This window comes from Actinomadura sp. GTD37, from assembly GCF_041951365.1.
GTDB lineage: Bacteria > Actinomycetota > Actinomycetes > Streptosporangiales > Streptosporangiaceae > Spirillospora.
The window spans coordinates 280982-304664 of the sequence record NZ_JBGNUS010000007.1; the positions used below are offsets into that span (position 1 = coordinate 280982).

At 73.3% G+C, this 23683-nt stretch carries 20 protein-coding genes; 7 read left to right on the forward strand and 13 right to left on the reverse strand.

Going from position 1 to position 23683, the window contains the following annotated elements; translation table 11 throughout:
- Nucleotides 1–16: 16 nt before the first annotated feature.
- Nucleotides 17–1306, reverse strand: a complete 1290-nt coding sequence (locus tag ACA511_RS31715; protein ID WP_375028341.1) for an amidohydrolase family protein — start codon at nt 1304–1306, stop codon at nt 17–19.
- Between the two features lie 61 nt (nt 1307–1367).
- Between ACA511_RS31715 and ACA511_RS31720 the strand changes: the two genes are divergently transcribed.
- Complete coding sequence (locus ACA511_RS31720; RefSeq protein WP_375028342.1) at nt 1368–1895, forward strand: MarR family winged helix-turn-helix transcriptional regulator; 528 nt, start codon at nt 1368–1370, stop codon at nt 1893–1895.
- 9 nt (nt 1896–1904) lie between these two features.
- On the opposite strand, the gene ACA511_RS31725 is transcribed toward ACA511_RS31720, so the two are convergent.
- From ACA511_RS31725 to ychF, 8 genes are all read right to left on the reverse strand, one after another.
- Complete coding sequence (locus tag ACA511_RS31725) at nt 1905–2963, reverse strand: NlpC/P60 family protein (protein ID WP_375028343.1); 1059 nt, start codon at nt 2961–2963, stop codon at nt 1905–1907.
- A complete protein-coding gene (locus ACA511_RS31730) occupies nt 2960–3598 on the reverse strand; it encodes a hypothetical protein (RefSeq protein ID WP_375028344.1) in 639 nt (212 codons plus the stop codon). Before ACA511_RS31730 ends, ACA511_RS31725 begins: the two co-directional genes overlap by 4 nt.
- On the reverse strand, nt 3598–5985 hold the full coding sequence (locus ACA511_RS31735; RefSeq protein WP_375028345.1) for a type IV secretion system protein: 2388 nt from the start codon (nt 5983–5985) through the stop codon (nt 3598–3600). Before ACA511_RS31735 ends, ACA511_RS31730 begins: the two co-directional genes overlap by 1 nt.
- Nucleotides 5982–8471: an ATP-binding protein gene (locus ACA511_RS31740; protein ID WP_375028346.1), complete on the reverse strand. Its 2490-nt coding sequence runs from the start codon at nt 8469–8471 to the stop codon at nt 5982–5984. The genes ACA511_RS31735 and ACA511_RS31740 overlap by 4 nt, the downstream gene beginning before the upstream one ends.
- A gap of 166 nt (nt 8472–8637) precedes the next feature.
- Nucleotides 8638–11745, reverse strand: a complete 3108-nt coding sequence (locus ACA511_RS31745) for a TcpE family conjugal transfer membrane protein (RefSeq protein ID WP_375028347.1) — start codon at nt 11743–11745, stop codon at nt 8638–8640.
- Between the two features lie 42 nt (nt 11746–11787).
- The gene (locus ACA511_RS31750) at nt 11788–12072 is read right to left on the reverse strand and encodes a hypothetical protein (protein WP_375028348.1); all 285 of its coding nucleotides are present in this window, start codon (nt 12070–12072) and stop codon (nt 11788–11790) included.
- Between the two features lie 60 nt (nt 12073–12132).
- Complete coding sequence (locus ACA511_RS31755) at nt 12133–13167, reverse strand: conjugal transfer protein (protein ID WP_375028349.1); 1035 nt, start codon at nt 13165–13167, stop codon at nt 12133–12135.
- Nucleotides 13168–13661: 494 nt separating this feature from the next.
- Nucleotides 13662–14753 (reverse strand): redox-regulated ATPase YchF, encoded by a 1092-nt coding sequence (gene ychF, locus ACA511_RS31760; RefSeq protein ID WP_375028350.1) that lies wholly within the window; start codon nt 14751–14753, stop codon nt 13662–13664.
- A 141-nt stretch (nt 14754–14894) separates the two neighbouring features.
- On the opposite strand from ychF, the gene ACA511_RS31765 reads away from it, so the two are divergent.
- A complete protein-coding gene (locus ACA511_RS31765; RefSeq protein ID WP_375028351.1) occupies nt 14895–16304 on the forward strand; it encodes a DNA recombination protein RmuC in 1410 nt (469 codons plus the stop codon).
- Nucleotides 16305–16360: 56 nt separating this feature from the next.
- Nucleotides 16361–16909, forward strand: a complete 549-nt coding sequence (locus tag ACA511_RS31770; protein WP_375028352.1) for a DUF6542 domain-containing protein — start codon at nt 16361–16363, stop codon at nt 16907–16909.
- A gap of 27 nt (nt 16910–16936) precedes the next feature.
- Here ACA511_RS31770 and ACA511_RS31775 read toward each other — a convergent pair whose 3' ends face one another.
- Entirely contained in the window at nt 16937–17902 is a 966-nt protein-coding gene (locus tag ACA511_RS31775; protein ID WP_375028353.1) for a 4-hydroxy-3-methylbut-2-enyl diphosphate reductase, read from the reverse strand.
- Between the two features lie 155 nt (nt 17903–18057).
- On the opposite strand from ACA511_RS31775, the gene ACA511_RS31780 reads away from it, so the two are divergent.
- Nucleotides 18058–19032: a hypothetical protein gene (locus ACA511_RS31780; protein WP_375028354.1), complete on the forward strand. Its 975-nt coding sequence runs from the start codon at nt 18058–18060 to the stop codon at nt 19030–19032.
- Nucleotides 19033–19083: 51 nt separating this feature from the next.
- Here the strand turns inward: ACA511_RS31780 and ACA511_RS31785 are convergent, their stop codons facing one another.
- A complete protein-coding gene (locus ACA511_RS31785) occupies nt 19084–19509 on the reverse strand; it encodes a MarR family winged helix-turn-helix transcriptional regulator (RefSeq protein WP_375028355.1) in 426 nt (141 codons plus the stop codon).
- 40 nt (nt 19510–19549) lie between these two features.
- Here ACA511_RS31785 and xseA point away from each other — a divergent pair, with 40 nt between their 5' ends.
- Nucleotides 19550–20764: an exodeoxyribonuclease VII large subunit gene (xseA, locus tag ACA511_RS31790; RefSeq protein ID WP_375028356.1), complete on the forward strand. Its 1215-nt coding sequence runs from the start codon at nt 19550–19552 to the stop codon at nt 20762–20764.
- 10 nt (nt 20765–20774) lie between these two features.
- Entirely contained in the window at nt 20775–21011 is a 237-nt protein-coding gene (locus ACA511_RS31795; RefSeq protein WP_375028357.1) for an exodeoxyribonuclease VII small subunit, read from the forward strand.
- A gap of 3 nt (nt 21012–21014) precedes the next feature.
- Here ACA511_RS31795 and ACA511_RS31800 read toward each other — a convergent pair whose 3' ends face one another.
- Both ACA511_RS31800 and ACA511_RS31805 read right to left on the reverse strand, forming a co-directional pair.
- Nucleotides 21015–21755: a DUF4245 domain-containing protein gene (locus tag ACA511_RS31800; protein WP_375028358.1), complete on the reverse strand. Its 741-nt coding sequence runs from the start codon at nt 21753–21755 to the stop codon at nt 21015–21017.
- A gap of 20 nt (nt 21756–21775) precedes the next feature.
- Nucleotides 21776–22441 carry a TetR/AcrR family transcriptional regulator gene (locus ACA511_RS31805; RefSeq protein WP_375028359.1) on the reverse strand — a complete coding sequence of 222 codons (666 nt, stop codon included), beginning with the start codon at nt 22439–22441 and terminating at the stop codon, nt 21776–21778.
- A gap of 192 nt (nt 22442–22633) precedes the next feature.
- Between ACA511_RS31805 and glpX the strand changes: the two genes are divergently transcribed.
- Nucleotides 22634–23668, forward strand: a complete 1035-nt coding sequence (gene glpX / locus ACA511_RS31810) for a class II fructose-bisphosphatase (protein WP_375028360.1) — start codon at nt 22634–22636, stop codon at nt 23666–23668.
- Nucleotides 23669–23683: the final 15 nt, after the last annotated feature.

The following is a 23683-nucleotide window of genomic DNA, read 5'->3' on the forward strand; positions in this document are numbered from 1 at the left end:
CGCGGCCCCGACGGATTTACGCGTGCGCCACGTGCGCCGCGGACTCGGCCAGCGAGCCCAGCAGTGCCGGGACGTCGTGGCCGCGCAGCACTCCGCCGCGCTTGACCGCGCGGCCGCCGACGAGGACGGTGTCGACGTTGCGGGTGTCCGCCGACAGGACGACGGCCGCGACGGGGTCGTGGGCTGACGCCGCGCCGAGCGTGTCGGTGCGGAGCACGAGGAGGTCGGCCTGCTTGCCGGGGGCCAGCGAGCCGGTGACGTCCGCGAGCCCGGCGGCCTCGGCACCCTCGATCGTGGCCATCCGCAGCACGTCGGCGGCCGTGAACCCGAGGCCGGCGCCGCCCGGACGTCCGCGCTCCAGGACGTAGGCGGCCCGCATGACGCCGAACATGTCGCCGGGGCCGCTCGCGACCGTGTCGGCGCCGAGCCCGGTCGCGACGCCCGCGTCCCGGGCCCGCCCGGTCGGCGGCGGGCCCATGTCGAGGGCGGCCTCGATGAAGGGCGTGACGGACGCCGTCCCGCCGCTGCCGGCGATCCGCTTGAGCGCCTCGCCGGTGTAGTGGTTGGCGTGCACGTAGTTCGTCGGGTGCTCCAGCAGCCCGTGCTCGTCGAGGAACGCGAGGCCGCGGGCGGCGCTCTCGGGCCCGTGCCCGCCCATGTGCGCGGTGACCGGCAGCCCGAGGTCGCGGGCCAGCCGCCATTCGGCCAGCGCGCGGTCCGCGCCCGCGATCTCCGGGCCGAGCGCCGCCATCGCCATGGTGAGCGGTCCGGCGGGCGCGCCGGAGTACGCGCGGTGGACGCGGCGGGTCTCGGCGCCGAGCGCGTCGAGGTCGCCGCCACCGCCGTAGCAGTAGCCGAACACGGCCCTGATGCCGGACGCGCGCAGCGCCTCGACGTTCGCGTCCGTGTGGCCGGGGCCCAGCTGGATGTGCGCCCAGTCGACCAGCGTCGTGATGCCGGAGTCGAGGCATTCGAGCGCGCCGGCGAGCGTCCCCGCGTACACGTCGTCCGGACGGTGGCGGGGCGCCAGTTCGCCGAGGACGCGCTCCAGGTAGGCGGGGAGCGTGGCGTCCGGCAGGATCGCGCGGATTCCGGCCTGCCAGGTGTGCCGGTGGGCGTCGACGAAGCCCGGCATGACGATGCGTCCGGTCGCGTCGATCACTTCGGCGTCCGGGGGCGCGGGCAGTCCTGGGCCGACTGCGGCGATGCGGCCGTCCTCGACGAGCACGTCGGAGTCCGCGAGCACCGTCGGGACGGGGTCGGTGTCGATGACGGTGCCGTTCCGGAGCAGGAGGGTGGGTGTCATGGCATGAAGCTTAGGAAAAAGCTTTTCCAAAAGCAATATGCGGAGCGAGTACGCTCTGGCTGTGCACGTGGACGACGACGGACGGCGGCGCGACGACATCGACGCCGCGGCCGAGACGTGGCGGCGGGACGGCCTCGCCGAGCCGCTCGTCGCGATGCTGGAGGTCAGCAAGCGGGCCGGGCGGATCGCCATGCTCGTCCAGCAGGCCATGCGCCCCGAACTCGCCGGGCTCGGGCTCACCTACGCCGAGTTCGAAGTGCTGACCGTCCTGCGCCGGGAGGGCGAGCCGTACCGGCTGCGGCCGAGCGAGCTGACCCGGTCGGCGTTCCTCACCTCCGGCGGGACGAGCAACGTCCTGCAGCGGCTGCAGAAGGCCGGGTACGTCGAGCGGGAGGCCAACGCGGGCGACGCGCGCAGCCGCTTCGTCCAGCTGACCGGGGACGGCCTGCGGGTCACCGAGCAGGCCCTGCGCGCGGCCGGGACCGCGCACGAGGAGGTCATGGCCCGCGTCCCGGCGGAGGACGTCCGCGCCGCCGCCGACGCACTCCGCGAGATCCTGCTGGCCGTCGGCGGGCGCCGGTTCCGCTGACCGCGCCGGTCAGGGCCGCCGGGCGGCCAGCTCGCCGACCTTCTTCTTGAAGTCGGGCCGCGCGAGCGGACGGGTCACGCCCACCCAGTCCGGCCGCTTGTACGACTTCACGCCGATCGCGGGGACGCACGTCGAGCAGCTCGCCACGATCATCTTGCCCTTGCCGATGACCATCCCTACGTGGCCCGGATTGTCCGACGACGTGCCCGGCCCGGAGTTGAAGAACACCAGGTCGCCCGGCTGCTCCTTGCCCTTGCCGACCTTCACGCCGAACGGCCACTGCTCGAACGTCGTGCGCGGGATGCTCAGACCCGCCTTCCGGTAGGCGGCCTGGAGGAGGCTGGAGCAGTCCCACGCGTCCGGGCCGTTCGCGCCGAACACGTACGGCTTGCCGCGCTGCGCCAGCGCGAACTCGATGATCGTCTGGACGAGGCCGCCGACGTTCGCGGGCAGCTCGTTGTCCTCGCAGTTGACGCCGTTCGCCTGGACGACCCTGAAGTCGCCGCCCACGTAGCGCTTCGCCCAGTCGAGGACGAGGTCCACGTAGTCCGACGAGTGGTTGTACTGGAAGATCGCCGTCTTCATCCGCTGCGGGGCGCCGTTGTGCTTGAGGTAGGCCGCCGCCGAGGGGATCGCGTCGGCCGGGTCGTAGCGGTCCTTCTTGCCGTCCTTGTTCCCGTCGACGCCGAACGACTTGAACGTCGCGGCCAGGAACTGCATCGGGCCGCCCGCGCCCGCGTAGTTCTCGCCGCCGGCGACGCCGGGGAGCGTCGACCGGCCGTGGTCGGTCTCGACCTTGCCCACGCCCGCCAGCACGTTCCACGGGATGCCGTACTTCTTGCCCGCCTCGTGGTACAGCTCCAGGTAGTTCGCCGGGACGGCCTTGGCGTCGTCCGCCGCCGCGGGCTGCGCGTCCGCGCCGGCGACGTCCACGCAGCCGCCCCCGCCGACCCCGCCGCCGAACATGAACTGGCTCGCGCCGAACAGGATCGGGACGAACACCAGCGCGACGAACAGCGTCGCGGCGACGCCCAGGCCGCCGGCGATCAGCAACCGGCGGGGGGTCATCCGGTGTCTCCCGCCTGACCTGCGTCGGCGGGCTCGAACGCGTACACCTTCAGCGAGCCGCCGTCGCGCGCGACCGTCACCGCGTACTGCTTGCTCCCGCTGCTCTCCTTGCCGCCCTTCGTCAGCCGCTGCCGTCCCGTGACGAGGAAGATGACCGAGTTGTCCTCGATGGTGCGCATCCGGTCGAGGGACGCCGACCCCTGCGCGACGACCTGCTCGCGGCGGCGCTCCTCCAGCAGGCCCGGCGTCGCCGCGTCCCGTCCGAGCTGCTGCGCCAGGTCGTCGGTGGCCAGGCCGGACAGGCGGCCCACGTAGGCGTCGGGAGTCTCGTCGTAGCGGTAGGTCTCGTAGGCGGAGACGAACCGCTGGGCCAGGTCCGCCGCCGTGGCGAACTCCTGCCGGGAGAACGGCAGCAGCCGGTAGATGTCGAAGTCGCCCGGGTTCACGGCCTGCTGGATCCCCGGCGGCGGGGACTCCGGGCCCGGCGACCCGGGGGTGGCCGTGGCGCTCGGCCGCGCCTCCGGACGGTCGTCACCCTGCTCGGGCGCCGCGACCGTCAGGTAGACGCCGACGGCCGCGAGCACCACGACGAGCCCCGCGAACAGGAGCTTGCGCCGGCGGTCGTTCAAGTTCATCACTCGTCCCGTTCCGGCTCACCGGCCGGACGGTCCACCGGGCGCAGCCAGAACGGGATCGGCGGATCGTCCTCGGCGCCGCGCCCGCCCCACAGCGGCGGGGGCCGCCGCCCGCCCGGCCCCGGGGCGGGCGGTGCGCCGTTGGACGCGCCGCCGCCCGAACCGCCGCGCTGCTTGGGGACGTTCGTGGCCGGCGCCCCGCCACCGGAGCCGCCGGAACCGCCGCCCGAGCCGCCGCCCGCTCGACCGCGGCCGCGGTCGCCCGAACCGGACGAACGGCCGCCACCGGCGAACCAGCCGCCACCGCCACCGGAGCCGCCGCCGCTGCCGCCGCCGTTGCCGCCGTCGCTGACGCCGCCCCGTCCCGACCAGGCGGTCGGCCGGACCGTGCCCGCGCCGGGACCGGCGCCTGACGACGGCTTGCCGCCGCCGGCCGCCGCGCCCGCACCGCCGCCGCCCTTCGCCGCCGACACGCCGCCCGGCCGGCTGTTCGCCGCCGCTCCGTCGTCCGAGCGGCGGTCGCCGAGCACGCCCGCGCGCGTCGGCAGGTTCAGCGGCGGCGCGCCGCGCCCGGACCGTCCCTGCCGCGCCACCACGGCGCCCGCGCCGCGCGGTTTCGCCGCCAGGACCGGCGCCTCCTCCGGCGACGGGCCCTCGCCCGCCCCCGCGACGGCGGCCCGCCGGTCGGCCGCGACCGCGGTACCGGGCGCGGCGTCGCCCTGCGTCGCGGGCGCGACGCCCTCGGACCCCGCCTCGCGCTTCGCCCACCGGGCCAGCCGGTAGCCGGTCGCGGCCGGCACGGCGGCGCCCGCGACGGCGGTCGTGCTCCGGCGCGCCTCCGCGACCGACTTGTTCAGCTGCGCCTCGCTCTTCTCCCGCGACCCGACCGCCGAGTAGCCGACGGCGGAGAACAGGTGCTGGAACGGCTTGCGGTAGATGAACGCCGCGAACGTCACCAGTGCGATGAGCAGCACTTGCAGGCCCCACGGCAGCGTCTCGCCGAGGATCAGGCCGTACGCCCACAGCAGCAGCGACAGGACGCCGATCAGCGCCGCCTGCTTCAGCAGCATGGACAGCAGCAGTTCGAGCCACCGGACGGCGATGACCCGTCCGATGCCCGGATGTATCCCGATGCCGAGGAAGATCGGCCCCGCGACGAGCAGCAGCAGGAACGCGATCTTCACGACGATCAGCGCGATCGCGATGACCATGATGAGCAGCCCCGCGACCAGCGCGGCGAACAGCCCGCCGAACGCGACCGCCAGCCGGTTCTGCCAGTTCTTGCCCTGATACAGCGAATACGTCTGCGGGTAGTTGTCCTTGATGTTCTTCGTGACGTCCTTGTAGGCGTCGGCCTTCTCGCCCAGGTCGACCTTGTTGCCGCCGTACGTCTCCGGCAGGTCGACCGCCTGCGACCACAGCAGCTTGTCGGCGTTCTCCTTGACGATCTTGGCGTTGGGGTCGGTGGTGCCGAACTCGCCCTGCAGCCACGGCTTGCAGACCAGCGCCACCCACAGCCCGTTGGCGTTGCGGGTCGTCGCGTCCAGGTTCTGCGAGGCGGCCGGATCGGGCTTGCCGTCCGGCCTCGGTATACAGGTCGCGCCCTTGGTGTCGCTCTGCGGCAGCGCCGCGTTGAACGCGGCGCTCGTCGCTTCGGACGTCTTCGTCCCCAGCGTGGTGAAGTCCGCCGGACGCGCGACCAGCCAGATGAGCGCCACCATCGCGGCGACCATCCAGATCACGCCCTCGGTGACCTTGCTGGCCCGCTTGCGGACGAGCCCCCACCAGGCGAGCCACATCGCGCCGAGGATGACCACCCACGACCAGTAGCGCGCGTTGAACGTCTTGCCGATGTTGCTGATGACGCCGTCGACGGTGTCCTTCAGCCAGCCGAGCAGCGATTCGGACGCGGCCGCCTGGTACACGCTGATCGTCGTCCGGTCGACCGCGCGGACGATGGTGAACGTGGTGTTGGCGAGGGCGTTGCCCATCAGCGCCATGCCGTCCGAGCAGTCCATGTCGACCGCGTACCACGTCTGCCCGGCGGTGCCGTACCGGTCGTAGTAGGTCAGCTGCTCGACCTTGCTCTTCTGCAGCTTCTCGTTCGGGTAGTCGGGCGGCTTGATCATGCCGTCGGTGCCCGACCCGTACTGCTCGGGGGGCGGGTTGTCTGCCGGGCGGCAGGGGCTGTTCGGGGAGAACGGCCCCGCACTCGCCATCGGTGAGAGGACGAGGACGAAAAGCGCCGCCACCAGCATGACGAGGACCGAGCGGCCGGTGCGCGGAAGCCGCCGGCGGCGGCCGCGGCGGTCGAGGACCGTGCGGTCGAGCCCTTCGCCGGGCGAGCGCTGCAGGCGCGCCGCCACCCGGTCGCGGGGACCCCTCATCGACTGACCTCCTCGACCTCTGCCCCCGCGACGGTGAGTTCGGACGCGCCCGGACGTGACCGGGTCGGGTTGGTGTCCAGCCAACGCTGCAGTTCCTCGGAGATCAGGTCGACGCCGATGCGCCCCGCTCGGCCGTCGAGGTCACGGAAGATGCATTCGCCGTTGCCGAGATTGCGCAGCACGGCCTTGTGCTCGTCGGACGCCTCGACGCCGAGTAGCGACATGACGTTGCCGACCTCGACCCGCTCGGTGGAGCGGAACGAGAACACCGACGACAGGCAGTTCGTCACCTGTTCGTTCAGCAGGTCCCCCGCGTTCTGGGAGACCAGGATCAGAGCGGTGTTCCGGGAGCGTCCCATGCGGGACACCTCCGGCACCAGCTTCGCGCCCTCGGGTGTCGAGGTGATCGCCCACGCCTCGTCCAGGAAGATCGCCTTCGGCAGGCGCCGGTCGAGGCCGTGCATGAGCCGCCGCGCGAACTGCGACACCAGGTACATCAGCGCGACCGACAGCCGCTGCTCGTAGGAGTAGTCCTCCCGCGGGATGGCGACGTCCGGCAGCGTGAGGCCGCCGAGCGTGAACACGGTCGTCCAGCCGGCGGTGTCGATGCGCTCGCCGCCGGACGGGTCGAAGCACAGCCGCGCGAGCTTCATCTCCGACATGGAGCGGAGCACCGCGCCGAGGTTCTTGGACGCGGGATCGTCGGCCGCCTCCAGGTGGTCGACGACGCGTCCGAGCGACGGACGTTCGGCGTTGGCGACAGCGCCGACCGCCTGGATCATCGCGGACTCGCGCTCCTCCGACATGCGCGGCAGCAGCAGCCGCAGCGTCTCGGTCGCCATCGTCTTCATCGTCGCGAGGTCGTCGCCGAACGAGAACGGGTCGAGCAGGCCGGGCGCCGCCGAACCGAGCGGCAGGATCCGCGCCTTGCGCCCGCGCGCCTTCAGCAGCTGGACGAGCGACTCGGCGTCGCCCTTCGGGTCGATCGCCGCGATCGTGACGCCGCGCAGCGCCATCTGGTAGATCAGCAGCAGCGCGAGCGTCGTCTTGCCGCCGCCCGGCTCGCCGGTGATCGCCACCGCCGTCGGGCGGTTGCGGGCCGCGGCGACGAGCGGGTCGAAGTGCACGATGGACCGGGCCCGGCCGAGCGTCTCGCCGATGTACGGGCCGATCCAGCCCTCCTGCTCGTCGTCCGGGCGGTCGCCGAGGTCGACGGTCGCGACCGGCATGCCGCCCGCGATCGTCCGCAGCGGCTGCCGCTGCGCGTACGCGTTCAGCCGGATCTGGTCGCCGGGCAGCGACTCCAGGAACAGCGAGAACTGGTCGCCGGTCGAGTTGACGACGTCGATGCCGATGTCGCGGTAGTGCTCCACCACCGCGTCCACCCGCTGGGCGAGCAGCTCCTCGGTCGGCGCCGACACGATCAGCCGGTGCCACCCGTACACGAACGGCAGCCGCTCCTTGGTGATGCCGTGCTCCAGCATCCGGGCCGCGTCGATCTGCTCCGCGAGCGCGATCGGCGCCTCCGCGCCCGCCTCCCGGATGTGCTGGTCCATGTCGCGGGCGTGCGCCAGCTTCCGCGAGACGTCCTTGGACGCCTTCGCCGGCGGGATCAGCTTCATCCGCGCACTGATCTCCACCGGGAACGGGAGCGCGTCGGCGTAGTGGAGCCAGGGCTCGCCGTCCGGGAACGGCATCATGTCGGGGAACCGGGCGAACGACAGGTACGCGACATACGACGCGGCGGTGGCGCCGCCGCCCGCGCCCGTGAAGTTCGGCTGCTCGATCCGCAGGTACGAGCGCCCGTTGTGGATGGCGCCCTCCACCAGCGACTCGATCTCGCCCTTGCCCCACGTCCTGCGCGAGACGGCGGACGGCGGCGGATCGGCGAGCGACCCCGTCACCGCGTGCTGGAACAGCCACGCCACCTCGGTGGACGTGGCGTGCCTGGCGTAGAGGGCCGACCCGCCGAGGGCGCGCCCGACCCGTTCGGCCTGCTCCGTCCAGCGCGCGATCTCCTTCTTGTCGATCGCGTCGTCGTGGACGCCGAGCACGTTCTCGCTGCGCTTGTAGAACCCGAGCAGCTGCGACAGGGCGCCGCCCGACAGGTGCGCGCCCATGCCGCGCGGCCCGAGCCGCACCCCGAGGTAGACCTCCTTGGTCCAGAAGTCCTTCGCCCACACGTGCGCGTAGGTCTCCTCCAGGTACTCCCGCCACCCCGTGCCGCCGTCGGACGTCCGGTCGAGGGCCAGCGCCCACTCCGCCGCCGGGTACGTGCGGTGCGCGATCCGCAGGTGGACCTCGGCGTCCTGCATCCGGATGCCCGCGAGCGCGATGGTGATGTTGGTGGCGAGCGCCTCGCGCTCCTCCCCGGTGGTGAACTCGTACGACACCGTGGGCAGCCGGAAGTACGCCCAGGCCGCGTTGTCGGTGAACAGGACGCGGTCGTCGAAGTACCGGACGGCCAGCCGGCTGGACTTGCTCATGCCGTCCTCCCGCCCTCGGTTCCGAGCATTGATTCTCCCGGCGCCCGGGCGGCCGCGCAGGGCTGCCCGGGAGACTCTTTGACGTCCGGACGGTCATGAACGTCGAACGCGCCCGCCAGGATCACCCGGCCCGGCCCGGTCTCCGCTCGATGCCCGCGAGGGGCGCTCATCGGGTGGCCTCCTGCTCCTGCTGAAGCTCCTGGTAACGCTCGGGCATGACGGTGAATCCGCCGGCGACCACACCGGCAAGGGCAAGGTAGGCACGCCGCGTCGGCGTCCGCAACGATTTCAGCTCGTTGCGCGGCGCGCGGTCCATGCTCAGGTGATCATCCCACGGGATGCGGACGAGGGCCCGGCAGCGCCCGCGCGCCACGGCCTCGGCCTGTTCGACGTCGTCCATGCTGCGGCGGCTCACCCCGTTGATGACGGTCACCGCGCGGGACCGGAGTTCCTCGTAGCCGTGGCCGTCCAGCCACTCGAACGTCATCGCGACGGCGCGCGGCGCGTCGGCGCTGGCGGGCGCGACCAGCACGATCTGGTCGGCGTACGGCAGGACGCGCGCGACGACGGCGGCCGCCGCGTCCAGCAGCGTCACCGAGTAGAACCTGTCGATGGTGCGGATCGCGAGCGCGTAGTCGCGGTCGTCGAGCGCCTGCAGCGGGTTCTTGCCCGCCGCGATGACGTCGAGGCCCGACTTGGCCTGCGAGGTGTACCGGCGCATCGCGGTCAGGCTGCCGACCTGGTCGGCGCGCGTGATGAGCCCGGTCAGCGTCTCGTTCGTGTCGCTGCGCGTCCGCCGCGCCAGCGCGCCCGGCCCCGGGTTCACGTCGATCGCGACGACGGGCTCGCCGTTGTGCTGCGCGAACGTGTGCCCGAGCATCAGCGCCGTGACGGTCTGCCCCGCCCCTCCGGTGCATCCGAGGACCACCACGTGCCGCGTCCCGTGGAACGGCTGCTGGAGCCGCTGCTGGTACTCGGCGTCGACCTCGCCGTGCCCGCCGCCGACCGCGTGGATGAGCCGCCGCAGCCCGCCGGTGCTGACCTCGTGCTCGGGCCCCGGCGGCGTGATCGCCGGACCGGACGGCGGCGGAGCCGGTGGCGGCGGCAGCGGCCGCGGCCGGACGGGCGACGCCGGCTGCGAGCGGACCTCCCGCGGCGGCGCCTGCTCCTCCAGCGGCGGCACGGGCTCCGGCACGGGCGGCGCGGCGGGTACGGGCGGCGCGGCGGCCGGCGGCGCCGGGGCCTCGGCCGCCGGACGCTGCGGCCTGGACAGCCCTTCCGACCACGGCTTCGGCGGCTCCCGCCTCGGTGCGGGCGCGGGCGGCTGCGGTTGCGCGCCCCGCGCGCCGAACGCCCCGGGCACCATCGGCACATCGGGCCGCGTCGCGGGCGGCGGCGCCCACGGCGGCGGCGGAGGATTCCGCACCCCGGCGACCTTCTTGTCCCCGGGCTCGCCGCCCTCGGGCACCCCGGCGCCACCGGGCTCCCGGGCGGCGCCCTGTGCCCCGATCGGCCGCGCACCCGCGGGCGGCCGCGCACCCGCAGCGCCCGGACGCTGCGGAACCTGCTGCTGGAACTCACCCGGACGCTGGGACGGCGCGCCCGCCGGCCCCGGCACCGCGGCGGCACGCCCGGCCACCCGGACATCAGCCGGATCGCCCGCGCCCGGAACCCCCGGTACCGGCGAGCCTTCACCCGCCGCTGCGGGCCCGGCGGCGGCCGGAGACACCGGCTCCGCCGCCTGAGCGGCGCCCGACTCGGCCGGACCACCCGGCCGCTGACGAACCTGCTCCCCCTCACGCTCGGACGACTGCGCACCCTCCCCGGCCACCGACGCCTGCCCGGTCGGCTGACCGCCAGGCGACTCAGCCCGAACCTCCGGCCCCTGCTGCCGACGCTCATACGTACGCTCGGACGACGGAACACCTCCGCCGACCGCCGACGCCGCCTGCCCAGACGGCTGGGTCCGGGGCGACTCGCCTGGAACACCCGGACGATGAGGTGCACCCTGCTGCGACTCCCGCTCCGGCGACTGCACGCCCTCGCCGGCCGCTGACGCCGTCTGCCCGGTGGGCTGCACGGCGGGCGACTCCGCCGGAGAACCCGGGCTCAGCGGCTCAGGCGCACGCTCGGACGACTCCGCGCCCTTGGCGGCCGTCGATGCCGCCTGCCCGGACGGCTGGGTCCGGGGCGACTCGCCTGGAACACCTGGACGATGAGGTGCACCCTGCTGCGATTCACGCGCACGCTCGGGCGACTGCGCTCCTCCGCCAGGCGCCGGTGCTGCTTGCCCGGTGGGGGGCTTGGCCGGGATGCCGGGGCGATGGGGCGTCTGCTGCTGCGGTTCGCGTGTGCGCTCGTCGGCTGCGGGCAGGCGGTGGTCGGGGGGCGGCGGGACGCGCGGGGTCTGGTTCGCCGGGGCCGGGACGGGGTTCGTCGCGGAGGTGCGAGGGCCGTTGGCTATTTCCTCGGCGGCGCGGCGGATGCCGGCGGGGTTCTGCTGGGGGATGTCGGGACGGGTGGCCGGGGCCGCCTGCCAGAACTCGGCGGGGGCGCCGGGGCGGCGGACGCCGGAGGCGAAGGCGCGCTTGCCGGAGCCCGCGGGCGCCTCCAGTTCGGGGGTCGCCGGGGGCTGCTCCATCTCGGCGGCGGGGACGGGCAGGACGTCGTCCTCGTGGGAGATGTCGCGGGTGGTGCGGCGCCAGGGCTTGGGCGGCGCGGTGGCGGCGGCCGGTTCCCGCCCGGCCGCGTACTCGACCAGGGGCGGGGGCGCCGCGACGGCGGACGGGCGGGGCAGGCGGGCCGGGACGGCCACCGGCTCGGCCACCGGCTCGGGGGCCGCCTGCCTGCGCTTGCGGCGGGACTTGACGGCGGCGCGCTCCATCGCGGCGACCGGGGCGGGGGCGTCGGCGCGCCGCCAGACGCGGGCGACGATGACCACTTCGCGGGGTTCGCGGATCGGGGTCAGCCGGCACCAGGTGCGGGGCTCGGCGAGGTAGCGGCCCTGCGAGAGCAGCAGCTCGGTGAGCCGCTTGCCCTCGATGACGGGGCGCGTCGCCATCCAGGTCAGAACGCCCGGCGGGACGATGTACAGGACGTGCCAGGGCGACTCGAAGGGGATGCCGACGAGCCTGAGCAGCAGGATCCACGGCACGAAGACGCCGAGGAACACACCGATCTGGACGAGCGGCAGCGGCATGGGCAGCCGCAGGTCGTACAGCTTGTAGAGCCGCTTCTCGATGCGCCAGATGTTCGTGTACGTGGGTAGATCCACGCCCCTACTCCCCTCGCTGCGCGAGCGCCGTGCCTCCCCGGGTCAGGAGACGTCCACACCGAGGGCCTTGGCGATCGCCTTGGCCGTGGTCTCGATGATGTTCGGCACGTAGAAGACCACTCCGATTCCGATCGCCAGCACGATGAATTGAACGAAACGCGTGATCTCCCGGGTGAACAGGAAGAAGATCGCCACAATGGAGACGATCACGAGGAAGAGCGGACCGAATATCTGGCGGAGCCAATCGGCGAGCTGGTCGGTCTTGAGTTCGTCGTCGGGCGCCGCCAGGATTTCCATCGGAATCGACGCCATGAGGTGATGCAGCATCGACTGACTACCTTCCTTGGTCGGCTGATTCGGGGGTCGGGTTCTTCAATTCGCGGCCTCTCATGACGCGCTCGGTTCGGTGGTGCCGCGAATGTCGCGCACGAGCCAGGTCGTGCCCTTCTTGACCATGGCGAGCTGGTAGCTCTGCTCCAGCTCGCCGCCGCCGCCCCCGGCGGGCTGCCACACCACCGTGGCGGTGACGGTGCGCTCACCGTTCGGGCCCTTGGCCGCGATGACCTCCTTGACCTGCATGAAAGCGACGGATCTGGCGAGGCCGGTGATGGCCGTCCCGGCGGAGAAGCGGGACAGGGCCTCCTGGTTGCCGTCCGCGTACTCCTTGAAGAAGGTGCCGAGGAAGGGCTTGAGCTCGTTCTCGAGCGCGGTGTCGCGGTCTTCGACGCCGCCCTGGGGAAGCTGCGCCTTGGTCGGCGGGGGAAGCAGGGCGGGACGGGCGGACACGACCAGGGACCCGCTCTTGTCGGCGTACACGGGAACGGCGAGCCGCAGCCACCGGTCGGCGGTGCGGGCGAGCAGCGTCACGGTCGCGTTGCCGGCGTCCCGCGCGTCCACTCCGGCGACCTGGACGGACTGCACCTGCATCTTCCCGACGCCGTTCCAGCCGAATTGGGCGTCGGCGCCGTCGGGCAGGAACGTGCGCAATTGCGCCTCGCGGGCGGGCGCGGTCTTCTGGTCGTAGTTGAGATAGACGTTGGCGAACTGGATGGCGAACGCGCCCGCCGCGCTGCTGGGGAATCCGGCGCTCTTCGGCGGCTTGGACGCGGTCCCCGCGCCGCCGCCGGCGGACGAGTCGTCGGCGGTGAACCGCTCGAACGGGGCCCGGACGCCGTTGACGAGGATGACGAGGATCAGCGCCCACAGGACGGCGCGCCCGGCCCACACCCACCAGCGCCCGCCGGAGCCGCCCCAGCGGCCGCCGGTCCGCCCGCCGCCGCGGCCCGGCCGTCCGCCGTGCCCGCCCGGCTCGGTCAGGCCCCACGACGGGTCGGCGGAGGAGGCGAGCGCCCGGCCGGGCGCCGCCCTCTCCTCGACTACGGCGGTGTCACGGCCGCGTCCCGCGGCCGACCTGCGAGCCATCCTGCCTCCGCTCGCGCCTCGCCCCCGGTCGGCGCGGTCTGTTGCCTGGTCGTGTTCCGGTGGCTTTCTGAACCCACCTCGGGCCCAGGGTAACCACGGGCGTCAATTGTTCCAGCGCATCGCAGCGAAGCACAGCCCCGGCACGCGGTTGTGGATAATGCAATCCACCTCAGCAGGAACGGGGAAGATTGCCAAACGGTGACGATCCCCTATCCAAGGCTCCGAAGAGTGCGCAGGTCCAGGTTCCGGACAAGCGGCACGACTCGGCTGTTGCTTGGTTACCGGGTGACGGCGACGGCCGCAATCTGTTCCCGAAATAACGTGACAAACTGTCGCATTCGCGACATCTCACTACAAAACACCCAGCTCACCGGCCACCCCGGTCTCACCGGGACCCGCTGTTGCCAAAATCACACTGGTCGCGGCGGGTCACCGCGCCCTGGGACCACCGGCCGCGCGGGACCCGCCGGCCGCGAAGCCGCCGCACCGGCCCGTCAGACGTTGAAGCGGAACTCCACGACGTCGCCGTCCTGCATCACGTAGTCCTTGCCCTCCATGCGCACCTTGCCCGCGGTGCGGGCGGCGGCCATGGAGCCGGCCGCGACCAGGTCGCCGAAGGAGACGGTCTCGGCCTTGATGAAGCCGCGCTGGAAGTCGGTGTGGATGACGCCGGCGGCCTCCGGAGCGGTGGCGCCCTTGCGGATCGTCCAGGCCCGCGCCTCCTTCGGCCCCGCCGTCAGGTACGTCTGGAGGCCGAGGGTGCCGAACCCGATCCGGACGAGCTGCGACAGGCCGGACTCCTCCTGGCCCATGCCCTGCAGCAGTTCGAGCGCCTCGTCGTCCGGCAGCTCGATCAGCTCCGCCTCGATCTTCGCGTCCAGGAAGATCGCCTCGGCGGGGGCGACCAGGTCGCGCAGGCGGGCGCGCAGCGCCTCGTCGGTCAGCTCGCTCTCGTCGAGGTTGAAGACGTAGAGGAACGGCTTGGCGGTGAGCAGGTGCAGCTCGCGCAGGAGCTCCGGGTCGATGCCGGCCTTCGCCGCGCCCGCGAAGAGCGTCACGCCGTCGTTCAGGAGCTTCTGGGCGGCGTTGACGGCGTCGAGGACGGCGAGCTTCTCCTTGTCCTTCTTGGTGCGGGCCTCCTTGTCGAGACGCGGCAGCGCCTTCTCGATCGTCTGGAGGTCGGCCAGGATCAGCTCGGTGTTGATCGTCTCGATGTCGCGGGACGGGGCGACCTCGCCGTCCACGTGCGTGACGTCCGGGTCCTCGAAGGCGCGGATGACCTGGCAGATCGCGTTGGTCTCGCGGATGTTGGCGAGGAACTTGTTGCCGAGGCCCTGCCCCTCGGACGCGCCCTTGACGATGCCCGCGATGTCGACGAACTCCATCGTCGCGGGGATGATCTTCTGCGAGCCGAAGATCTCCGCCAGCGTGTGCAGGCGCGGGTCGGGCACCCCGACCACGCCGACGTTGGGCTCGATGGTCGCGAACGGGTAGTTGGCGGCCAGCGCGTCGTTCTTGGTCAGCGCGTTGAACAGGGTGGACTTGCCGACGTTGGGCAGCCCGACGATTCCGATGGAGAGGCTCACGGCGGTCAAGTTTATGGGCCGCGAGGACCCGTCGCGCTGCCTGGAACCTCCGCTGGACCGCCGAATGTCCGGGACGGGGCGTCCCGCGGCATCCCGGCGCGTCGCGATCCCGCTTCGCCGCCGCGCTGTCACGATGAGCGGATGGACCTCGCGCTGTTCGCCGGCCTGCTCGTCGGCGCCGCCTTCGGCGCCGTCGCCGGATACGCGCTCGCGACGGGCCGGCAGGGCGCGCTGATCGCGCGGGCGCGGGCGGCCGAGGAGAAGCTCGCCTACGCCGAGGAGCGGATGGCCGAGCACTTCGAGAGCCTGTCCGCGAAGGCGCTGGACGCCAGCAACCAGCGGTTCCTCGAGCTGGCGGACGCGCGGCTCAAGACGGCGGGGGTCGAGGCGGCGGGCGAGTTGCAGCGCCGCCAGCAGGCCGTCGAGCACCTGGTCGCGCCGCTGAAGGAGACGCTCGCCAAGGTGGAGGAGCAGCTCCGCGAGGTGGAGACGGGCCGCCGCGAGTCGCACGCGATGCTCGCCAAGCAGGTCGACTTCGTCCGGCAGAGCTCCGACCAGCTGCGCCGCGAGACGCAGTCGCTGGTGCGGGCGCTGCAGCGGCCCGAGGCGAGGGGGCGGTGGGGCGAGCTGCAGCTCCGCCGGGTGGTGGAGCTCGCCGGGATGACGCACCACTGCGACTTCGAGGAGCAGGCGAGCGCCTTCACGGTCGACGGCACGGTGCGTCCCGACATGGTGGTGCGGCTGACCGGCGGCAAGAGCATCGTGGTCGACTCCAAGGTCTCCCTGGCCGCCTACCTCCAGGCCGCCGAGAGCGGCGATCCCGTCCGGCTGGACGCGCACGCCCGTCATCTTCGCGACCACGTGGACCGTCTCGCGGCCAAGTCGTACTGGCAGGCGTTCAGCCCGGCGCCGGAGTTCGTGATCCTGTTCATCCCCGGCGAGGCGTTCCTCGCGCCCGCGCTCGACCGCGACCCCGGCCTGCTGGAGTACGCGATGCGCCGCCGGGTGCACATCGCGACGCCGACCACGCTCATCACCATGCTGCGGACGGCGTCCTACGCGTGGCAGCAGGCCGCGCTCTCACGGAACGCGCGCGCGGTCTTCGAGCTGGGCAAGGAACTGTACGAGCGTCTCGGCACGATGGGTCAGCACGTCGACGAACTGGGCCGCGCGCTGACCGGGGCCGTCAAGTCCTACAACCGGACGGTCGGCTCCCTTGAGACGCGCGTGCTGGTCAGTGCGCGCAAGCTGAACGAGCTGGGCGTGGTCGAGGACGGCTTGGACGGCCCGCGTCCGGTGGAGGAGAGCCCCCGCGCGCTCTCCGCGGCCGAACTGAGCACGGCGGACGACCCCCGCGGACGCCCCCTGGAAGCCCCCTCGGACGCCCCTCTCGACGGCGGCCCCCCGGACGAGGAACCCGTCGACGACGAGCGGGCCAGGCCCGGCCCGGCGGCGGAAGCGGTAGGTTTCGGCGCACAGCCCGTCCCCGAGCAGAGGGATGTGGAGGGCCCCGCGGAGGCGCGTCCCCCCACGGCGAAGGGATGGCGATGAGTTCATCGACGGTACGCGACGCGCCCGGCGGCGCGCCGCCGGCTCCGGAGGGTCCAGTGGGACGTCAGCGCGGCGCCGCCCGCCGATCGCGGTCGGCCGCCGCCGGGGCGAGCCCGGTCACGCTGACCGGGCGCGGGGGCATCGTCGTCATGTTCGCCGCCGGGGTGCTGTGCGGGCTGCTGTCGCACTGGTTCGGGGTGCCGCTGCTCGCCGGCGCCGGGTTCGCGATCGGCTGCGCGCTCGCCGGGTTCGCGACGCGCCCCGCCGACCTGCTCACGCTCGTCGTCAGCCCGCCGCTGGTGTTCTTCGCCGCCACGTTCACGGTCGTGTTCGCCACCACGCTCGGCCAGGGCTCGCTGCTGCGCGGCCTCACGGTCGGCGTCCTGGCCGCGCTGGCGGCCACCGCGCCGTGGCTGTTCTTCGGGACGCTGCTGGTCGTCGTGATCTGCCTGGCCCGCGGCATGATGACGAACGTCCGCGAGCTGCGGGACAAGCTCGTCGGGGTGCGCCTCTTCGAGAAGGAGGAGAACGAGAACCCCGTCCGGTGGGACGAGTCGCCCGCGACGGCGCAGGACCGCCGCCTCCACCACGGCGAGGTCGACTGACCGGGCGGCCGGGCCGCGGCGCCGGGTCTAGACCGGCGTGATGCGGAGGTCCTTGCGGAGTTCCTTCGGGAGGGAGAAGCGCATGTGCTCCTCGACCGACTCGATCTCCTCCGCCTCGCCGAACCCGCGCTCGGCCAGCCAGGCCAGGACCTCCTGCACCAGCTCGTCCGGGACGGACGCGCCGCTGGTGACGCCGACGGTGGCGACGCCCTCCAGCCAGGCCGGGTCGATGTGCTCGGCGTAGTCGACGAGGTGGGCGTCGTCGGCGCCGTGCTCCTTGGCGACCTCGACCAGCCGCACGGAGTTGGAGGAGTTCGTCGACCCGACCACGATGACGAGCTGCGCCTGCGCCGCCATCTCCTTCACGGCGACCTGCCGGTTCTGGGTGGCGTAGCAGATGTCGTCGGACGGCGGGTCCATCAGCTTGGGGAACCGCTCGCGGAGCTTCTCGACGGTGGCGACGGTCTCGTCGACCGACAGCGTGGTCTGGGAGAGCCAGGCCACCTTCTCGGGGTCGCGGACGGTCACGTTGGCGACGTCGCCGGGGCCGTCCACGAGGTGGATGTGGTCGGGGGCCTCGCCGGTGGTGCCGATGACCTCCTCGTGCCCCTCGTGGCCGATCAGCAGGATGTCGTAGTCCTGGTCGGCGAAGCGCACGGCCTCCTTGTGGACCTTGGTCACCAGCGGGCACGTCGCGTCGATGGTGCGCAGGTCGAGGCCCTTGGCCTCCTCGTGCACGGCGGGCGCGACGCCGTGCGCGGAGAACACCACGATCGCCCCTTCGGGGACCTCCTCGGTCTCCTCCACGAAGACGGCGCCGCGCTCCTCCAGCGTCTTGACGACGTGGACGTTGTGCACGATCTGCTTGCGGACGTAGATCGGGGCCCCGTACTTCTCCAGGGCGATCTCGACCGTCTGGACGGCCCGGTCGACGCCTGCGCAGTAACCACGCGGCTTGGCGAGCAGGACACGGCGCTGGCTGTTGGCGGTCATGGCTCTATCGTACGAGTGACCGGGTCGTACGCGTGACCGGGCCGTGACCCGCTCCACGCCTCCTTGGGACAGAAATCCGTTGACCCGGGGTGACCGCCGTCGAACCCATGGGGCAGAGTGAGGTTCAGGAGACGATGCAGGAAGAGGAAGAGTCGATGACGAAATCGCCGCGCCGCCTCAAGGAGCAGGTCCAGGACACGGTGGGCGAGCAGGTTCGCGATCTCCCGCTGCACGCCGTCCGGCTGGCCATGTTCGGTGTCGGCCGGGCGCTGCTGCTCGGCGACCGGGTCACCCGCGACTACAAGGAGATCACCGAGGGCGCCGGGGTGAAGCCGGTGCTGGGGCGGCTGCGCGACGACGTCCAGAGCACGGCCGAGAAGGTCGTCGGGCGCGTGGTCGAGCGGGTGCGGGGCGAGGAGCCCGAGCCGGAGCCGGAGCCCGTCCGCCGGACGAGGCCCGCGCGGCCGGCCGCCGCGCGCGCCGCCGGCGAGGAGATCTCCGTCGGCAAGCCCGGCGCGGGGGCGCCGCACGCGCCGAAGCACGCCAGGCCGGGGGTGCCGCCGAAGCCCGCGAAGCCGGGCGCGCTCGGACGCCGGCACGCCAAGGTGGACGAGCAGGGGCCGGTCGCCGAGCCCGCGCCGAAGCCGGAGCCCGCCGAGCCGAAGCCGGAGCCCGCTCCGCAGGCCGTGCCCGCCCCGAGCCCGAAGGCCGCCGAGCCCGCGCCCGCCAAGGCCGAGCCCGAGAAGCCCGAGGCCAAGAAGCCCGAGGCCAAGACAGCCGAGGCCAAGAAGCCCGACGCCAAGAAGCCCGCGGCCGGGAAGCCCGCCGAGGGCGAGCCCGCCGAGGCTTCGGACGAGGCGACGAGCGAAGCGGTCGCCAAGGACGAGAAGGCGTTCGAGCCGAAGCCGGAGAACAAGCCCGCCGCTCCGGCGGAGGCCGCGCACATCGCCGAGGACCTGCCGGTCCCCGACTACGACACCGCGACGCTGCCGCAGCTGCGCGCGCGCCTGCGCGGCCTGTCCGTCGAGCAGGTGAAGCTGCTGCGCGAGTACGAGCGCAAGCACGCCGCCCGCGAGGACGTCGTCCGCATGTACGAGCGCCGCATCGCCAAGCTGAACGGCCTCAGCTGACCGAGCGACCACCGACGAGCCCCCGGCCGGCGCCGGGGGCTCGCGGCGTTCTCAGGGGCCGCTGAGGAGCTTGTCGAGGGCGGGCAGGGCCGCCGCGACCAGCGCGCGCTCCTCGTCCGTCAGGTTCGCGAGCCGCTCGCTGAGGAACGTGAGCCGGCGCTCCCGCCCGGCGGCCAGCCGGTCGCGGCCCGTCCCGGTGAGCCGCGCGGTGACGACGCGGGCGTCGGCGCCGTTGCGGCCGCGTGCGACGAGCCCGTCCCGTTCCAGCCGGTTGATCTGGGCGGTCATGGTCGGCAGCCGGACGCCGTGCTCGGCGGCCAGCTCCGTCATCCGGCGCGGCCCGTGCTCCAGCGAGCCGAGCACGGACAGCTGCTGGCCGGTGACCGGCTGGTCGGCGGCGGCCTGCCGCAGCATCAGCACGACGTGGCGCAGGCGCAGGTTGAGCTGTTCGGCCAGCTCGCGTTCGGAGGCGGTCACGGGTCACTCTCCTCGGGGTCGTAGTCAGTAGTGTTCCTGCATGGCGATGGAGACCACGGCCGAATCCCCGGTTCCGGTGCGGACGGTCCTGCAGGCGGTGAGCGGCTGGATCGGCCGGCTCGGCCGCATCTGGGTCGAGGGCCAGATCACCGACCTCAACGCCCGGGGCGGGACGGTCTACATGACGCTCCGCGACCCGGTGGCGAACATGTCGGTGCGGGTCGTCGGGCCGCGCGCGGCGTTCGAGGCGGCGGGCCCGGCGGTGACCGACGGGGCCCGCGTCGTCGTGCACGCCAAGCCGGACTTCTGGATCAACCGGGGGACGTTCTCGCTCAGCGTCCTGGAGATCCGGCCGGTCGGCGTCGGGGAGCTGCTGGCCCGGCTGGAGCGGCTGAAGCAGGTCCTCGCGTCGGAGGGGCTGTTCCGGCCGGAGCGCAAGCGCCCGCTGCCGTTCCTGCCCGGCAGGATCGGGCTGATCTGCGGGCGCGACTCCGACGCCGAGCACGACGTCCTGCAGAACGCGCGGCGGCGCTGGCCGGCGGTCGCGTTCCGGGTGGAGAACACCGCGGTGCAGGGCTCGTACGCGGTCGGCGAGGTCATGGAGGCGCTGCGGGCGCTGGACGCCGATCCCGAGATCGATTTGATCATCATCGCGCGGGGCGGGGGCGCGATGGAAGACCTGCTGCCGTTCTCGGACGAGGCGCTCGTGCGCGCCGTGTCCGCCGCCCGGACGCCGGTGGTGAGCGCGATCGGGCACGAGCAGGACGCCCCGATCCTCGACCTGGTCGCGGACGTCCGGGCGTCCACGCCGACGGACGCGGCGAAGAAGGCCGTCCCGGACGTGCGGGAGCAGCTCCAGCTCGTCCGGCAGCTGCGCGACCGGGGGCGGCGCTGCCTGGCGGGCGCCGTCGAGCGGGAGCTGGCGTGGCTGAGGGCGGTCCGGTCGCGGCCCGCGCTGGCCGACCCGGTGCGGGAGATCGAGCGGCAGTCCGAGCAGGTCGCGGCGTTGCGCGACCGGACGCGGCGGTCCCTGTCCGGGGCGCTGGACCGGGCCGGCGACGAGCTGTCGCACACCCGCGCCCGGCTGCTGGCCCTGTCCCCCGCCGCGACGCTGGAGCGCGGCTACGCGATCGTCCAGCGGGAGGACGGGGCGGTCGTGCGGGAGGCCGCGGCGGTCGCGGACGGGGAGGCGCTGCACGTCCGGCTGGCCGGCGGGCGTCTCGGCGTGTCCGTGACCGGGCGCGAGAAGTCCTAGGGTGGGGCGGGTGGCGGACGACGAGGGGACGGCGGAGAAGCCGTCGTACGAGCAGGCACGGGACGAGCTGACCGAGGTCGTCAAGCGGCTGGAGGCGGGCGGGCTGACGCTGGAGGAGTCGCTCGGCCTGTGGGAGCGCGGCGAGAAGCTGGCCGCGGTCTGCGAGGAGTGGCTGGAGGGCGCCCGCGCGCGGCTGGCGGCCGCCCTCGACCGGCCCGGGGACGGCGACGCCGCCGCCCCGTTCTGACGGTCAGGGGGCGGGCGTCGCCGCCGGGGACGGCGCCAGCGTCGCGCCGTCCCTGCTCTGCGGCTTCAGCGACGCCGCCAGGACGGCCAGCTCCGCGTAGGACGCGGTGCCGGTCACCACGATGCTCGTGCCGTCCGGCAGGGTGCGGGCGAGGGAGTTCGCCTTCTTGTCCTTGCGGTGGTACTTCGTCCAGGTGACGCCGTCGATCTGCTGCGTCCCGACGGGCAGGCTGCTGTTGGTCATGCGCGGGACGTACTCGGACGCCTTCTCGTCGCTCTGCTCCAGCGCCGCGTACTCGTCCTTCGGCGTCACGAACCCGAGGTGCCAGGCGACGGGCTCCTTGCCGCCGGACCCGAGGCCGTGCAGCCGGGAGCTGTTCGGGCGCCAGCCGGCGGGCAGCCCCTCGGGCGCGACCACGGTGTAGGGCGCGTCGCCGCGCATGGCCCAGAGCTGCGAGTTGTAGTCGACGGTCGGCAGGACCTCCTCGTCGCCGCCGCGCGGCGACACGAGGTAGATCGCCAGCACCAGCAGCATGCACGCGGCCATGGCCAGGGCGAAGCCGCCGAGGCCCGTCGTCAGCCGCTTGTGCACGGCCGGGCTGACCTCGACGACGGGCCGGCCCGCGGGGTCCCGCGGGGACGGGGACTCCTGCCGGGCTTCGGTCTCGGCCTGCTCCGCGGAGGCGGCCTCCGCGGCCGAGGTGTCCGGGGCGGCGGTGTCGGGGGCCGGGGTCTTGTCGGTCACCCCTCCAGGATCCCCCACGGTCAGCGCTGCTCGGTACCGGGGTTCCTTATCGTGCCGACGATGCGCATGACCTTCTCGGCGAGCCGGCGGGCGGCGTCCTCGTCGTCCATGAGGGAGATCTCGGACACGGCGCCCGCCATCGCGCCGGTCAGCACGGTGACGAGGGCCTCGTCCACGCCGCCGTCGGCGGTGTGGAACAGCGCGGCGTTGCGGCGCGCCCACTTGGTGAGCCGCTGCCGCATGACGCGGTCGAACCCGGGCGGGCCGTCGCCGGAGATGAACAGCCGGGCGACGTCGCGCTCGTCGAGGCAGCCGTTCAGGTAGGCGCCCGCGCCGGCGATGAACTGCCGCATGGGGTCGGTCTCGCCGGCCTCCCGGACGGCGCTGATCGCCTCCCGGGTGCGTTCCTGCTGGCGGCCCTGGAAGTCCTCGAACAGCGTGAGGTACAGGTCCGCCTTGCCGTTGAAGTGGTGGTAGAGGCTGCCGACGCTGGCGCCCGCCTTGGCGACGATGTCGGTCACCGCGGCCTGGGCGAACCCCGACGCACAGAAGACGTCCCTCGCCGCGGACAGCAGTGCGCCGCGCGTGGCGGCGCCGCGGTCGGAGGTCCGCGCGGGGGAGTCTGCGGGCCGCCCACCCCCGCCGCCTGCCGCCTCGCCGGACGAGACGTCGATGTCGCTGCTCATGACGCCTGAGGTTACGCCCTCTCCCATGGGGAAACGATCCCTTGCCCGCGCGACCGTCAAATACCGGGGGCGCGCGGGCCGCTACCACGGGTGCCGGCACGCTCCGCCCGCGGCTGGTCTGGTCCAATTTGTGGCCCGCCGTCCGGTCCACGGAGAATCCGAGGCACCACCGACCGAAGGGGCTGCCCCGCCATGTCCGATGAGACCACCGTTTCCTCCCCGCTCACGACCGAGCCGGCGGCACCGGACCGCAACCTCGCGATGGAGCTCGTCCGGGTGACCGAGGCCGCCGCGATGGCCGCGGCGCGCTGGGTCGGCCGGGGCGACAAGAACGGCGCCGACGGGGCCGCCGTGAACGCGATGCGCCAGCTGATCAACACCGTGTCCATGCAGGGCGTCGTCGTGATCGGCGAGGGCGAGAAGGACCACGCGCCGATGCTGTTCAACGGCGAGGAGGTCGGGGACGGCTCCGGCGCCGAGTGCGACGTCGCCGTCGACCCGGTGGACGGGACGCGGCTGACCGCGCTCGGCATGGGCAACGCGGTCGCGGTCCTGTCGGTGGCGCCGCGCGGATCGATGTTCGATCCGTCCGCGGTGTTCTACATGGAGAAGCTGGTGACGGGACCGGAGGCGGCGGACGCCGTCGACATCGAGCGTCCGATCGCCGACAACATCCGCGCGATCGCCCGCGCGAAGGGCTCCGCGCCGAACGACGTGACCGTCTGCATCCTGGACCGCCCGCGGCACGAGGGCATCGTGAAGGAGGTCCGCGAGGCGGGCGCGCGGATCAAGTTCATCCTGGACGGCGACGTGGCGGGCGCGATCATGGCGTCCCGGCCGGGCACCGGCGTGGACCTGCTGGTCGGCATCGGCGGCACCCCGGAGGGCATCATCGCGGCGTGCGCGATCAAGGCGCTCGGCGGGGTGATCCAGGGCCGGCTCTGGCCGCAGGACGACGCGGAGAAGCAGAAGGCGAAGGACGCGGGGCACGAGCCGGGCCGGGTGCTGACCACCGACGACCTGGTCACGTCCGACGACGTGTTCTTCGCCGCGACCGGGATCACCGACGGGGAGCTGGTCGACGGCGTCCGCTACAGCAAGGGCACGGCGGTCACGCATTCGCTGGTCATGCGCTCGCGCAGCGGGACGATCCGGACGATCTCCAGCGAGCACCAGCTGAGCAAGCTCCGCGCGTACAGCGCGATCAACTTCGACACGGCGGTCTAGCGGGGGCCGCGTCCG

Coding starts and splice junctions, on each gene's coding strand:
- ACA511_RS31750 (WP_375028348.1), bottom strand. CDS start 12,072: ATGCTGCATCACCTCATGGCGTCGATTCCGATGGAAATCCTGGCGGCG.
- ACA511_RS31755 (WP_375028349.1), bottom strand. CDS start 13,167: ATGGCTCGCAGGTCGGCCGCGGGACGCGGCCGTGACACCGCCGTAGTC.
- ACA511_RS31715 (WP_375028341.1), bottom strand. CDS start 1,306: ATGACACCCACCCTCCTGCTCCGGAACGGCACCGTCATCGACACCGAC.
- ACA511_RS31730 (WP_375028344.1), bottom strand. CDS start 3,598: ATGAACTTGAACGACCGCCGGCGCAAGCTCCTGTTCGCGGGGCTCGTC.
- glpX (WP_375028360.1), top strand. CDS start 22,634: ATGTCCGATGAGACCACCGTTTCCTCCCCGCTCACGACCGAGCCGGCG.
- ACA511_RS31780 (WP_375028354.1), top strand. CDS start 18,058: ATGACGAAATCGCCGCGCCGCCTCAAGGAGCAGGTCCAGGACACGGTG.
- ACA511_RS31765 (WP_375028351.1), top strand. CDS start 14,895: ATGGACCTCGCGCTGTTCGCCGGCCTGCTCGTCGGCGCCGCCTTCGGC.
- ACA511_RS31740 (WP_375028346.1), bottom strand. CDS start 8,471: ATGAGCAAGTCCAGCCGGCTGGCCGTCCGGTACTTCGACGACCGCGTC.
- ACA511_RS31735 (WP_375028345.1), bottom strand. CDS start 5,985: ATGAGGGGTCCCCGCGACCGGGTGGCGGCGCGCCTGCAGCGCTCGCCC.
- ACA511_RS31725 (WP_375028343.1), bottom strand. CDS start 2,963: ATGACCCCCCGCCGGTTGCTGATCGCCGGCGGCCTGGGCGTCGCCGCG.
- ACA511_RS31805 (WP_375028359.1), bottom strand. CDS start 22,441: ATGAGCAGCGACATCGACGTCTCGTCCGGCGAGGCGGCAGGCGGCGGG.
- ACA511_RS31775 (WP_375028353.1), bottom strand. CDS start 17,902: ATGACCGCCAACAGCCAGCGCCGTGTCCTGCTCGCCAAGCCGCGTGGT.
- xseA (WP_375028356.1), top strand. CDS start 19,550: ATGGCGATGGAGACCACGGCCGAATCCCCGGTTCCGGTGCGGACGGTC.